This is a genomic window from Wolbachia endosymbiont of Drosophila seguyi (genome assembly GCF_028981765.1).
In the GTDB taxonomy this organism is placed as follows: domain Bacteria; phylum Pseudomonadota; class Alphaproteobacteria; order Rickettsiales; family Anaplasmataceae; genus Wolbachia; species Wolbachia pipientis.
The window spans coordinates 1-12,356 of sequence record NZ_JAPQLM010000149.1; the positions used below are offsets into that span (position 1 = coordinate 1).

General features: G+C 34.8%; 14 protein-coding genes and 1 pseudogene. 9 read left to right on the forward strand and 6 right to left on the reverse strand.

What is annotated here, in order from left to right; translation table 11 throughout:
* Nucleotides 1-143: pseudogene (locus OZD62_RS06190) on the forward strand (IS4-like element ISWosp8 family transposase); the annotation flags it as partial.
* A gap of 9 nt (nt 144-152) precedes the next feature.
* Here the strand turns inward: OZD62_RS06190 and OZD62_RS03750 are convergent.
* The gene (locus OZD62_RS03750; RefSeq protein ID WP_010081834.1) at nt 153-362 is read right to left on the reverse strand and encodes a hypothetical protein; all 210 of its coding nucleotides are present in this window, start codon (nt 360-362) and stop codon (nt 153-155) included.
* A 131-nt stretch (nt 363-493) separates the two neighbouring features.
* Between OZD62_RS03750 and der the strand changes: the two genes are divergently transcribed.
* The 5 genes from der to OZD62_RS03775 all read left to right on the forward strand — a co-directional run bounded on the left by der (nt 494) and on the right by OZD62_RS03775 (nt 5,018).
* Complete coding sequence (gene der, locus OZD62_RS03755; RefSeq protein WP_275019461.1) at nt 494-1,819, forward strand: ribosome biogenesis GTPase Der; 1,326 nt, start codon at nt 494-496, stop codon at nt 1,817-1,819.
* Entirely contained in the window at nt 1,816-2,337 is a 522-nt protein-coding gene (locus tag OZD62_RS03760) for a disulfide bond formation protein B (protein ID WP_010963042.1), read from the forward strand. Before der ends, OZD62_RS03760 begins: the two co-directional genes overlap by 4 nt.
* A complete protein-coding gene (locus OZD62_RS03765) occupies nt 2,312-2,854 on the forward strand; it encodes a demethoxyubiquinone hydroxylase family protein (protein WP_006279362.1) in 543 nt (180 codons plus the stop codon). The genes OZD62_RS03760 and OZD62_RS03765 overlap by 26 nt, the downstream gene beginning before the upstream one ends.
* 580 nt (nt 2,855-3,434) lie before the next feature.
* Complete coding sequence (mraY, locus tag OZD62_RS03770) at nt 3,435-4,415, forward strand: phospho-N-acetylmuramoyl-pentapeptide-transferase (RefSeq protein ID WP_010963043.1); 981 nt, start codon at nt 3,435-3,437, stop codon at nt 4,413-4,415.
* A gap of 6 nt (nt 4,416-4,421) precedes the next feature.
* Complete coding sequence (locus OZD62_RS03775; protein ID WP_010082329.1) at nt 4,422-5,018, forward strand: ribonuclease HII; 597 nt, start codon at nt 4,422-4,424, stop codon at nt 5,016-5,018.
* A gap of 3 nt (nt 5,019-5,021) precedes the next feature.
* Here the strand turns inward: OZD62_RS03775 and virB9 are convergent, their stop codons facing one another.
* The 3 genes from virB9 to OZD62_RS03790 all read right to left on the reverse strand — a co-directional run bounded on the left by virB9 (nt 5,022) and on the right by OZD62_RS03790 (nt 6,762).
* Nucleotides 5,022-5,804: a P-type conjugative transfer protein VirB9 gene (gene virB9, locus OZD62_RS03780; RefSeq protein WP_010082330.1), complete on the reverse strand. Its 783-nt coding sequence runs from the start codon at nt 5,802-5,804 to the stop codon at nt 5,022-5,024.
* A 185-nt stretch (nt 5,805-5,989) separates the two neighbouring features.
* The gene (gene mlaD / locus OZD62_RS03785) at nt 5,990-6,445 is read right to left on the reverse strand and encodes an outer membrane lipid asymmetry maintenance protein MlaD (protein ID WP_010082331.1); all 456 of its coding nucleotides are present in this window, start codon (nt 6,443-6,445) and stop codon (nt 5,990-5,992) included.
* Between the two features lie 2 nt (nt 6,446-6,447).
* Entirely contained in the window at nt 6,448-6,762 is a 315-nt protein-coding gene (locus OZD62_RS03790; protein ID WP_007548590.1) for an NADH-ubiquinone oxidoreductase subunit NDUFA12 family protein, read from the reverse strand.
* 64 nt (nt 6,763-6,826) lie between these two features.
* Here OZD62_RS03790 and OZD62_RS03795 point away from each other — a divergent pair, with 64 nt between their 5' ends.
* Genes OZD62_RS03795 through purF form a run of 3 tightly spaced genes read left to right on the forward strand, consistent with a single transcriptional unit; the run spans nt 6,827 to nt 10,861 of the window.
* Entirely contained in the window at nt 6,827-8,293 is a 1,467-nt protein-coding gene (locus OZD62_RS03795; RefSeq protein WP_275019462.1) for a proton-conducting transporter transmembrane domain-containing protein, read from the forward strand.
* A gap of 53 nt (nt 8,294-8,346) precedes the next feature.
* Nucleotides 8,347-9,450 carry a rod shape-determining protein RodA gene (rodA, locus tag OZD62_RS03800; protein WP_010963045.1) on the forward strand — a complete coding sequence of 368 codons (1,104 nt, stop codon included), beginning with the start codon at nt 8,347-8,349 and terminating at the stop codon, nt 9,448-9,450.
* Between the two features lie 25 nt (nt 9,451-9,475).
* A complete protein-coding gene (purF, locus tag OZD62_RS03805) occupies nt 9,476-10,861 on the forward strand; it encodes an amidophosphoribosyltransferase (RefSeq protein ID WP_010082377.1) in 1,386 nt (461 codons plus the stop codon).
* On the opposite strand, the gene OZD62_RS03810 is transcribed toward purF, so the two are convergent.
* Nucleotides 10,843-11,382, reverse strand: coding sequence for a DNA-3-methyladenine glycosylase (locus tag OZD62_RS03810; RefSeq protein ID WP_275019464.1), 540 nt, complete (start codon nt 11,380-11,382; stop codon nt 10,843-10,845). The two genes, purF and OZD62_RS03810, sit on opposite strands and share 19 nt — an antisense overlap.
* A gap of 60 nt (nt 11,383-11,442) precedes the next feature.
* Nucleotides 11,443-12,356: hypothetical protein (locus OZD62_RS03815; RefSeq protein ID WP_275019463.1), on the reverse strand; the 914-nt coding region annotated here is incomplete at its 5' end.

The following is a 12,356-nucleotide window of genomic DNA, read 5'->3' on the forward strand; positions in this document are numbered from 1 at the left end:
CAGAAACTCTATCAGGTACTTATTGCGCCAAAAAACTTTCAAGCCCTTTTTAAGTATACGCGCTAAAGTTAAAATCCGACCGGGACAGCCGCAATAAAGTAGATAAGCCTAAACGCCATCATGTCTTTAGGAGAGTTTGCTAATGAAAGTTCTTAAGTTGACGCCATTGGCTGTTCCGATTCGTTATATGACATAAGAGCATCATATATTTCATGCAATGTATTTGAGATGTTTTTTTCCATATGTTGATTAATATGCCCATATATTGTCGTCTCTTCCGAATACTCTGTATCTTTATGTATATGATTTTGTTGCTTTAATTCTTCTCTATCTACACTCTCTATTTGCTCTGACACTAGCATAACTACCCCATATTTTACATAACGAAATAAAAAAATTCTAACTGTAGTATGCTTATATAATCTACGAAGTCAATAGTTAAATTGAAAAGTTTCGGTTATAATTTACTTCATATAGAACATGCCCTTGAATTATGCTAAAAATCGCCATAGTAGGCCTACCAAATGCTGGAAAATCGACCCTATTCAACAGATTAGTAGGAAGAAAAGCAGCAGTAGTGAGTAACATTCCAGGAGTGACAAGGGATAGGCGAGAGGGAATGGGGAGAATTAGCGATTTGGAGTTTAAAGTTGTAGATACAGGAGGATGGAACGACCAAACTAATTTTTCACTACAAGTTATTGAACAAATCGAATTTTCTTTATCCAATTCAAACATAATTTTCTTTCTTGTTGATGCAAAAGTGCAAAATGAGCGAAATGAAGAGTTTGCAAAGTGGCTGAAGAGAAAAATAAATAAACCTGTAATACTAGTAGCAAATAAATGCGAGAGTCATAAATCCGAAAATGTTGATTATTTGCAGTTTTTTGATTTTCTTGGCCCGGTGTATATCTCTGCCGAGCATAATCTTGGCATGGTTGATCTTTATGATGCATTAGCTGGTGTTATTGAAAATTTTAACGAGAACACTGAGTTACCTAACAATGAACTGAGTAGGCTGAGGATCGCGATCATCGGCCGTCCGAATGTTGGAAAATCAACTTTTTTAAATGGTTTACTTGCAGAAAACAGACTAATAACAAGTTCAGAGCCAGGTACCACACGTGATTCTGTGGATATTACATATGATCATGATGGAGAGTTAATTACTCTAATTGACACTGCCGGAATCCGCAGAAAGGCGAATGTTGTAGATGGCTTAGAATCAAGATTTGTTGAGAAAAGCATGGAATCAATCAAGCGCTCTCATGTGGTAGTTTTAATGCTAGACTCCCTAGTTGGTATTGAGCAGCAGGATTTATCAATTGGTGAAGCTGCAATTAAGGGAGGGAAAGGGATTATTGTTGTTTTAAATAAGTGGGATTTAATAGGTAAGGATGACAGAAGCAGGTTAATAAAATTTGTCAAACAACAGGAAGTAACCAGGTTATTCTTGGAAGTGCCAACTATAACAATTTCTGCGTTAAAAGGCATGCGCTGCGGTGATGTGATAGATAAGTGTCTTGAAGTGAGTGAATCCTTGAACAAGAAGATCAGCACTGCAAAACTGAATAAGTGGCTCATAGATGCTGTAGGAAAACATTCTCACCCTCTTGTAAAAGGCAAAGCAGTTAAAATGAAGTATATCGCTCAAATTGGTACTAAACCTCCAGCTTTTTCTTTGATATGTAACATACCTGAAAGTGTTGATGAAAGTTACAAACGCTATTTAATTAACGATCTCAGAAAAAATTTCTTTGCAGACGGTGTGCCAGTTAGATTGCTTTTGAAAAAAAATAAAAATCCCTATGTAAAATGAATACTCTGCTTTATACTTTCAGGGATAATTTACTTAAAGTTATGTGTAATAATTCCAGAATTCCTGCAATCTTTCTGCTGTCGAGTGCCGCTGCTCTAATTTTTGCATATGTGCTAGAATATTTTTTCAACATGCTGCCATGCAAGTTATGTACATACGAGCGAATAGTTTACTATATCGCTGGATTACTTGCAGTAGCGTGCATGCTTAAAGACAACAAAATTCTAATCTATGCAATGTTTTGCAGCTACCTCATAGGTGCAGTAATATCTTTTTATCATATAGGTCTTGAACTTCACTTATTTCATGATGTTTTAGGTTGTACAGAGCAAGCAAGTAGTAACGTTAGTATAGAAGAGCTCAGAAATAATCTACTAAATCCTAATTACTCTCCATCTTGTGACAGACCTCATTACGTTCTAGGTGTTTCCTTAGCAACATGGAATCTAATTTATCTCATAGTAGCTCTGTTCGTATCAGGTAAGGTGTATTGTGGAGAAAGAAAGAAATCTAAATAATTTAAGGTACAGCAACAATCAGTTCTTGCAACAGGCAATTAGAGTAGATCACGCTGGAGAATATGGAGCTATTTGCATTTATTCTGGTCAAAAATTTATTCTTAAGAAATCTTCTATAATCAATGAAATAATTGAAATGGAAGAGCAGGAAAAAAAGCATTTTCACTATTTTAATGAGAAAATCAAAGAGCAAAAAGTTCGTCCTACTGTTTTGTTGCCTGTTTGGCGTGTTTTAGGAGTGTCGCTTGGCGTTGCAACTGCCATTATGGGCAAAAAAGCTGCTATGGCTTGCACTGCTGCAGTTGAAGAAGTTATCGGGGAGCACTACAAAGAGCAAGTTTCACATTTAGAAGATGGGGAATTAAGAGAAACTATAAGTAAATTTCGCGACGAGGAGTTAGAGCACAAAGATATTGCAATTCAGCACAATGCTGAAAGCGCATTTGGCTACAACATTTTATCATCATTCATAAAAACAGGCTGCAAAACTGCTATTTACTTGTCTAAGTTAATTTAACTAAGCAGCTTTCTTAAAGTGTTTTAAATGTTCTGATAACAACAGAAACCAGGAAGGAATTCAAGTGTAACAATTATTTTATAACTATATTTACATATCACCATTATTAATAAATAATTAGTATTTGTAAATTAAATACATCTAAAGTATAGACTGCAAAGGAGGCAAAAGTGCGTTTTAATTTAGAAGAGGGAAATGCTCTTATGTAATACCTGCCACAGGTTCACAACTGTACGAACATTCATTTTTGAAGGTAAATTGCACAGCAAATGGTGTCATTCCAGTCTGGAATCCAGAAATTTTGCTTATAACTGAGCTGATAAGCTAAAGGTAATTGTCTTACACTAAAACAAACGTTTTTAATTAAGTTGCATAGAACCAGTGTCTGGGCACTGGGATGACACCCCACTGGTGGTCCAAACTACAACGTTCGTACAGTTGTGGATTCCAGACTGGGATGACACCCTACTGATGGGCCCAAATCACAATGTTCGTACAGTTGTGGGTCAGGCTATAGGATGACAGAAGTTGACTTTATTAGCTATAGGTGGTATGACACTTAGTCAATTTAAGTAAGCAGATGATCTTAGCTACAAAAGTATTTTTTACCTCATTTGTTTTTGGGTTTATTCTTTTTCCCTATTTTATAAAGCTTCTAAAAAAAATAAGCAAAGATGGGCAACCAATTAGATCATGTGGACCAGAAAGTCATTTAATAACAAAAAAGAATGTACCACCTATGGGCGGAATAATAATACTGATTTCTTCTTTATTACCAATTTTACTCTGGGCTCAGTTAACACCAGAAATTTTGCTGCTGATATTGATAACTCTATTTTTTGCTCTACTTGGATTTATTGATGATTATTTAAAATTGAAGACAAATCACTATCGAGGTTTAAGTGCAAAAACCAAAATACTTATTCAGTTTATTGTTGCTCTGGTTGGTGTGTTTATACTTAAGCTATACTCTGCTGAATGTTTTACAAAAACGTCCCTATTTAAAGGAGTAATAATAGATTTTGGCTATCTATATGTTCCGTTTGCTGCGTTTGTAATTGTCGGCTCTTCTAATGCTGTGAATCTCACAGATGGTTTGGATGGCCTTGCTGCAACTCAAGTTATCACTTCCTTTGCTTTTTTGGGGCTAATTGCATATATAACTCAGGCAGATATGAATATTACTTTATTCTGCATTGCATTTATAGGAGCTATTCTAAGTTTCTTGTGGTTTAACACACATCCAGCAAAAATATTTATGGGTGATGTTGGTAGCTTGTCGGTAGGTGCGGCTTTAGGGTTAACTAGTGTCCTAATTAAAAGAGAAATGCTTTTTGCCATTATTGGAATAATCTTTGTAATAGAGACTCTATCTGTTATTATTCAGATATCATATTTTAAATATACAAAGTTTAAATATGGAGAAGGAAAAAGAGTTTTTCTTATGGCACCAATACATCATCACTTTGAGAAGAAGAGATGGTCAGAAAATGTAATCGTTATGAAATTTTGGATAATTTCTATTATCTGTTCAGTTTTTACTATAACTTTCTTATTATAAAAACCTGTGAAATACCCAGACTTTACATTAGAAAATAAATTATCAGGAGTGATAGCAGGAGTGGATGAAGTTGGAAGAGGTCCGCTAGCTGGTCCAGTAATATCCGCAGCCGTAGTGTTTATTGATAGAAATACAATTATTGATGGAATCAACGACTCGAAAAAGTTGACTCCTCAATGTAGGCAAGTCCTATATGAAAAAATAACATCCGTTGCAAAATTTGGTATAGGAATGGCAAGCGTAGAAGAAATAAATTCATACAATATCTTGCAAGCAACAAAGCTTTCAATGAAACGTGCGTTGATAGACTTGGACCTAGAATTAGATTATGTACTAGTTGATGGTAATCAACCACCTGAAGTGAAATGGCAAGTGAAATCCATAGTAAATGGTGATAATTTGAGTACGTCAATTGCAGCAGCTTCAATCGTTGCAAAAGTTACGAGAGATCGGCTTATGCAAGAATTGCATAATAAGCATCCTGAATATAATTGGTATAAAAATAAAGGATATGGGACAAAAGAGCACCTTAACGCTATTGGCCTTTATGGAATTACAGAACATCATAGAAAAAATTTTGCACCCATATCTCGGGCATTATAGCCTTTACCCTTTTTTGAAAGGTATGGTTTCATTAAATAGGCAAACTGTACTCGATCCATTCCTTAAGGTAAACACTGAACTTACCCTTTCGATTATCAGGTAGTTATCAACTGTACGGAAATTTACTAAAGACTCATATCCTGCAGAATCAACCATAAAAACTGCCGGAAAATCAGAGTTTATTTTATTGAATTGTAGATATGTAAATTTTCCGTCATCAAAAACCTTAATTGGTATTATTGACTGACTACCTTTGACGTGCGAGATGGAATAATTAAAATTTAATCCCTTCTTTACAACTTCAATATCATTGATATCAGGAATAATGGTATGACTAGCTTGTTCGAAGATATCACCGTTATTTGTTGTGTAAATCTCATCACTGCTAAATAGTGGATAAAGAAACCTTACTTCATATGCTAATCTTGGATCATCTAGTCCAGTTGCTTCTTCAGCATGAAGTTCAAAGTAATAAACTCTTTTATTGGTAATTATAGTTGCATTAGTATCGGCAATATCATCTATAGGCTTAATAAACAATCTATTACCTTGAGGAAGGAGTTGCCAACCAGTTGAATCACCCATTGAAAGGTTTTGTATTACCTCCCCTGGTTCAAACAATATACTGGACTGATAACCATAAAAACCCGTATACTTATGTATAGCTTGTGGGTTATAATTTATCACCTTTATGTGATTATCTCCAGCTATTGAACGTGGCTCCTGTTTTGCAAGTGCATCACTACCACAGAGGAACAACAGTACGGCAAACAGTAAACCAATCATAATATCAAAATAAATTAATTTTCATTTTATCATTGATAGACATGCACTGCAACTATTAAGGCACTTTCTATACTATAAACCCCAAAGCAAGCGGTAGAAAAGGCAAGAAATAAGGCAAACTCCTTAAATACTTTAGAACTACAGGAGGCTTTACCTGAACGGATATACTTGGAATCCTGCCATTTTCACTTTGTAAACATACCAAGAATTCTGTCCATTATTCCACCCATATTTGCTTCAGCTTGAGTATACTCTATTTTACCACCATGCAAGATTAGTTTAATATCTGATCCAGGTGATATATTAACAAATTTACTGCCAACAACTCCACTGCTAGTGATCAGAGCTGAACTATCAATTGGCAATTTTATGTCTTTGCTTATACACATATCGATTCGTGCTACGTAGGTAGCTTTGTCAAGTGATACACCAGTTATGCTTCCAACATCTACACCAGAGATCTTGACACTATCACCAACTCCTATACCGTTAGCGTTAGCAAAAAGACCATATATTTTATTGCAATCCTTATAGTTTTTCTTTATGTAAGATAGCTTATCAATAGCAAAGAAAATCAGAAAAATAGTGAAAATTAATACAAATAATCCAGCGGTTATTTCAAGTATATTTGACCTTCGCATCTTTAGTTATCAGGACTCCAGCTTTTATAGTAATTTTTCACTTTTTGGTTTGGATAGTATGCATCTTTTGTACCCGTTAAATTAGGAGTATGTTTTACTTTTCTTTTTTTATTATTAACTGGTACTACATTATCAGTATAGTGAAGCCATATATGCCATTCCGGAGGCACTGTTGTAGGCTCAGAGACACTGCTATACATAACCCACCTTTTTCCTTTACTTGATTCATAGTAAGAATTTCCATTTTCATCTCTTCCTACAAATTTATCTTCTCTTCGTAATAGGCGTTTTATTGCGTTACAAATTTTAGATAACATAAGGGTATTAAAACAAAAAGTATTATATATACTAATACTTTAACGATATATTAACAACAATTTAATGCAATTACCAATCTTACAAGTTATTATACCAATAATTGCATCAATGTTTTGCTTTCTTGCCAAGAAACACAAGGTATCTTGGTTTATTTCTTTTATTGCAACAACAATCACTCTTATCATTTCATCAATACTACTCATTAAAACATATAAAGGTGAAATTATAACTTATCACCTTGGAAATTGGGCTCCTCCGTATGGAATAGAGTTAAGAATCGACGTGTTAAACTCCTTGATTCTAACTTTGGTGAATTTTATAGCGCTGATTAGCGTGCTTTATAGCTTTTATATTAACGAAAAAGAAATTAGCAAAAACAAAATCACTGGTTTTTACTCTCTATTTCTACTGTGCTTAAGCGGACTGCTCGGGATTCTAGTAACAAACGACATATTTAACCTTTACGTTTTCTTGGAAATTTCATCTCTTTCTTCTTATGTATTAGTTTCAATGGGAAGGGATAAAAAAGCCTTGGTTGCAGCATTTGAATATCTAATTAGTGGAACAATAGGCGCAACATTTTATTTATTTGGCATCGGGCTCTTGTATTCAATGACTGGAACGCTCAATATGTCTGACATGGCTGAAAGAATAGTTCCATTACACGATAACAACATCATAAAACTTGGCACGTTGTTCATTTTTATTGGTCTCTCAATCAAAATGGCACTGTTTCCATTAAGCAGGTGGCTGGTTAATGCATATAGTGAGGCGCCAAGTTTCATTAGCATATTCTTTTCAGGCACAGTGACAAAAGTGATGATATATGTTTTCATCAGAATCTTTTATACTGTTTTTCATCAAAATTTCTTCTTATTTAAACCATCACTAAGCAACGTGATAATTATCCTCGCACTTTGCGCTGTTATATTTGGGTCGATATTTGCAATAACCGCAAAAGACATAAAAAGACTGCTTGCTTACTCTAGTATTAGCCAAATTGGTTATATAATTTTAGCACTGAGTTTTAACTCAAAAACAGGTGTATTTGCAGCAATTCTTCACATAGTAAACCACAGCATAATAAAAACATCTTTATTTATGGCTGCAGGATGTATTTCTTACAAATTTGATACAACAAAAATAGAGAATTTATCGGGACTCAAGAAATCAATGCCTTATACAGCACTTGCGTTCACTCTACTCAGTTTAGCATTAATCGGTGTGCCTTTAACAAATGGCTTTGTAAGCAAGTGGTATATAATGAAAGCAATTATCGAATCTCATGCGTGGATTTCCCTTGTAACATTTGCTGCTGGCTCTTTCCTTGCATTGATATATATGTGGAAGATGGTAGAGAAAATGTATTTTGAAAATGATGCAACGTCACGCACTGGAATGACACCGGACAAAATTAATGATGTGCCATTTCCTATGCTTTTCTGTCTATTGTTTATGGCAGTTTTAACAGTAGTAACTGGAATATATAGCACTCCAATTCGGTTAGTAGTTGAGAAGTTGGTTTTTTGATTTTTATCTTTGTTTCATATTTTACTATACTTTAAGGTTATAAGGTCTTTATTGTGGATAGACTGAAGAAGATTCATTGGTTGTTAGTCATTAACGTGATAGCGCTGTTTTGCGTTGGCATTGTTGTTCAATACTCTTCTGCTGGAGGAAAGTGGGTGCCATTTGCGATTCACCAACTGGTCATATTCTCCTTCTTTTTCCTACTTGCTATAGCTATGTCATTCATAGAGCTAGATTTTTATTTGAAGCACGCCTACTTTTTTTATGTAGCAGCAGTGATTTCGCTATTAGTAGTGAATTTTTTTGGCTCACACATAATGGGTGCAACAAGGTGGATAAGAATTGGATCAATTAGTTTGCAACCATCAGAATTTGCAAAAGTAGGCTTAATACTTGCGCTTGCTCGCTATTTTGATAAGCAGAGTGTATATAAAATGATGGAATTTAAAAGATTGCTTAAGGCACTTATAATTATTTTCTTACCCGTGTTCTTGGTGTTAAAGCAACCTAATTTAGGCACAGCTGTGATAATGTTATTTATAGGGATATCAATTATATTCACAGCAATAATAAAAAGATCTCATTCGGTAATATGTGGAACGCTTGGCATTTTTGCAGTACCGGCTATTTGGCCTTTTTTACGTCCTTATCACAAGCAAAGGATATTGTCGTTTTTGGATTCATCAGTGGATCCACTTGGAATAGGTTATAATGCGCAGCAATCTCAGATAGCTATTGGTTCAGGAGGTTTGCTTGGTAAGGGCTTTGTTAACGGAAGTCAAACTCAACTTGGATTTTTGCCGGAGAAACGTACAGATTTTGCTTTTGCAGTGCTGAGTGAGGAATGGGGATTTTTAGGTAGCATGGCTTTAATTTTGCTTTATACCTCATTACTTGGCATAATTTTCTCTATCGCTTATAGGTCGAAAAATTATTTTTCTAAGTCGATATCTATCGGCATTTTCGCCTTTTTTAGTGCTCATTTCTTTATAAACATCGGAATGACAATGGGCCTCTTACCTGTGATAGGCGACCCATTGCCATTTCTGTCCTATGGAGGAAGTACAACTGCTGCAAGCTTAATATGCATAGGATTATTGCTGGCAATAAAAGCAGATGAACAACAAAATGCTTGTATTTTACCTATGCTAAAGTAAAATTAAATTTTACTTAATAGTTTTTATGCTAGATGAAATGCGTGAGGAATGTGGGGTATTTGGCATAAGTTGCAACCAAAGTGCTGCTTTTAACTCTATACTTGCTCTCCACGCTTTGCAGCATAGAGGTCAAGAGTCTTTTGGCGTAGTAACCAGTAACAACGATAAGCTGCACTCTTATCACTTTCAAGGTCAAGTGAGCAGCGTATTTGATGATATAGATGAAATAAAGAAATCCTTACCTGGAGATTGTGCAATAGGTCATGTTCGATACTCAACAAGTGGTAATAAGTTTGGAGTGCAGCCCATGTTTAGCAAAAGTGGCAAATTTGGGGATTTCGCCATAGCACATAATGGTAATTTAATTAATATTTCTCCGATACGCGAACAATTGATTAAACAAGAGTGCGTTTTTCAGTCAGATATTGATACAGAAGTAGTAGTGCATCTGACAGCAAGCGGTGAAAAAGATAGCTTTTTAGAGAGTTTTATATATGCATTAAAGCAAATACAAGGTGCTTATTCTTTTGTTGCAATCAATCAAGAAGTAGTTATTGGAGTACGTGATTCATCTGGAATCAGGCCTCTTGTTTTAGGAAAGTTAAACGGTTCTTACGTTCTTGCATCTGAAACTTGTGCTCTTGATATAATAAATGCAGAGTTTGTTAGAGAAATAGAACCAGGCGAATTAGTTACCATCAGTTCGGGTAGTAAGCTAGCCTCAATGTTTCCTTTCCCACAGCAAAAATCAAGTTTTTGTATTTTTGAATACGTTTATTTTTCAAGACCAGACAGCATAATGGAGAATAGGTCTATATACGATACAAGAAAAGAAATAGGAAGAATACTTGCAGAAGAGAGCCCACCAAAAAACAATGTAGATATGGTTGTACCAATACCTGATTCTGGAATACCTGCAGCTATTGGATATGCAAAGCATTCAGGATTACCTATGGAACTGGGAATAATTCGTAATCATTACATAGGAAGAACTTTTATACAACCAACCGCTGAAGTACGTAAAGTTAGAATAAAATTAAAATTCAATGCTAATAAGCACACTTTGAAAGGTAAAAACATAATTTTAATAGATGATAGTATAGTGCGTGGTAGTACGTTAACAAATATAATAGTTATGCTAAAGGATGCAGGAGTAAAAGAGATTCACCTCAAAATTTCAAGCCCACCAATTAAGCATTCTTGTTTTTATGGAATAGATACGCCAGAGTGCAAAGATTTAATTGCTGCAAATAAATCTGTAGAGGAAATTAAGGAAGTTATAGGAGTAGATAGCCTAGCCTTCTTGAGTATTGATGGATTATATCAGGCTGTTAAAGGAGAAGTGCGTAACAATGCTACACCACAATATTGTGATGCTTGTTTCACTGGTGATTATCCAATTGGCAAATAGTCTACGCAAGATCTTAAGTTTTTAAACCGCCAAAATTTCTCTTGGCCTTTACTAATTCCGATTCTCGGAGTGCACACATAATCTGGTTTGAGGTGAGATTCATAAACACAAAATTCGTGGCTTATAGTAAGGTCCTGTTTGTTATGTTCTTTTGTAATATTTAATCTTTTACACAATATTCCTGGCCCACCTAAATTTGCCTCAAGCGGTTCAATGAGCTTTAATCCCCGTATTAACACTGCTGCTGAGAACCCTTCTGCTTCTGTTACAATATTTAAACAGTAATACATTCCATATATAAAGTACACATATGAAAACCCCGGCATACCAAACATTACTGAGGTTCGGTTAGTATAACCCTTAGCCGCATGACAAGCTGGGTCACTCATTCCTATATAGGCTTCAACTTCGGTTATTATTCCACTAAAGTTAGAAAATTTCAGCATCTTTCCTAGTAACTCCCCGGCTACAACCAAAGTTGGCCGCTCGTAGAAATTTCTTGGTAGTATTGTGTTGCTCATCATAAAAGTATAAGTTACTTGCAGATGCAAGCAACTTATACTGAATTTTCACTACTTTACCTATTTTGAAGCAGCAGGAGCTTGATGCTTTTGTGATGCGCCGCTCAAGTCTTCTACATTTGTTGAATGCTGCTCCAAAAATTTTACTTCTTCAGAGCTTTGTTGTAATTGTGTTTGTGGCAATTGTGATGCTAACACTTCATGTAAAGGCTTTGCTTCATATTGCCTTCCTACTTTTACTTCTTTATGTGCAGCTAATTGCTCCATAGTAACACCATTACCCTCAATAAGTTCTACGGAGCCATTATCATGAATATTAATTTTAATATTACATTCTTTTCCTTGAGCATTCCCCTTTAAAGTCATTTGATATGACCCATTAGCTACTTCATAAATTCTTGTTCCATGTTCATCAACCCGGCAAAGTAGCCCCCTTGCTTTACTTTGAGGTAGCAATAATGTAATTGCTTTCACGCCATATTGTTTACACAAATCGTTATTTAGAATGTCACTCATGCTTATTTCTTTTGTATTACTACCTATCGCAATTCTTACGGCAGGCTCAATAATATTATCTTCATTTTTGCTTTCTTTAAGTTTTATAAATTCTATATCATTATTTTCTATATTTTTAGATATCTCTTCTTTAATTTGTTCAGCAATTTTGCCTATAATGTTCTTACCACCATATTTATTCTCATTCCGAGCAGTATATGTACATATACCATTACTATCCTTATGAATATAAGGTTTTGGTTTCTTTTTATTAGTGGTATTAGTAGAAGTGTTGTTCTGCATTATAAAGAACTCATTCCATTCTTCTGCATTATTAAGAGTGACGTATTTAGGTACGTTCTCATCTAGTGTTGATTTAGGTACATTTTTAGTATCCGAAATCGAATTATTATCAGAAGGACTGATATTTAGATTAGAAGAAGTTTCAATTAAAGATACAGTTTCAGTGCTATTAGTTA

Coding starts and splice junctions, on each gene's coding strand:
- der (WP_275019461.1), top strand. CDS start 494: ATGCTAAAAATCGCCATAGTAGGCCTACCAAATGCTGGAAAATCGACC.
- mlaD (WP_010082331.1), bottom strand. CDS start 6,445: ATGCGAAGGTCAAATATACTTGAAATAACCGCTGGATTATTTGTATTA.
- OZD62_RS03750 (WP_010081834.1), bottom strand. CDS start 362: ATGCTAGTGTCAGAGCAAATAGAGAGTGTAGATAGAGAAGAATTAAAG.
- mraY (WP_010963043.1), top strand. CDS start 3,435: ATGATCTTAGCTACAAAAGTATTTTTTACCTCATTTGTTTTTGGGTTT.
- virB9 (WP_010082330.1), bottom strand. CDS start 5,804: ATGATTGGTTTACTGTTTGCCGTACTGTTGTTCCTCTGTGGTAGTGAT.
- OZD62_RS03810 (WP_275019464.1), bottom strand. CDS start 11,382: ATGAGCAACACAATACTACCAAGAAATTTCTACGAGCGGCCAACTTTG.
- OZD62_RS03760 (WP_010963042.1), top strand. CDS start 1,816: ATGAATACTCTGCTTTATACTTTCAGGGATAATTTACTTAAAGTTATG.
- purF (WP_010082377.1), top strand. CDS start 9,476: ATGCTAGATGAAATGCGTGAGGAATGTGGGGTATTTGGCATAAGTTGC.
- OZD62_RS03790 (WP_007548590.1), bottom strand. CDS start 6,762: ATGTTATCTAAAATTTGTAACGCAATAAAACGCCTATTACGAAGAGAA.
- OZD62_RS03795 (WP_275019462.1), top strand. CDS start 6,827: ATGCAATTACCAATCTTACAAGTTATTATACCAATAATTGCATCAATG.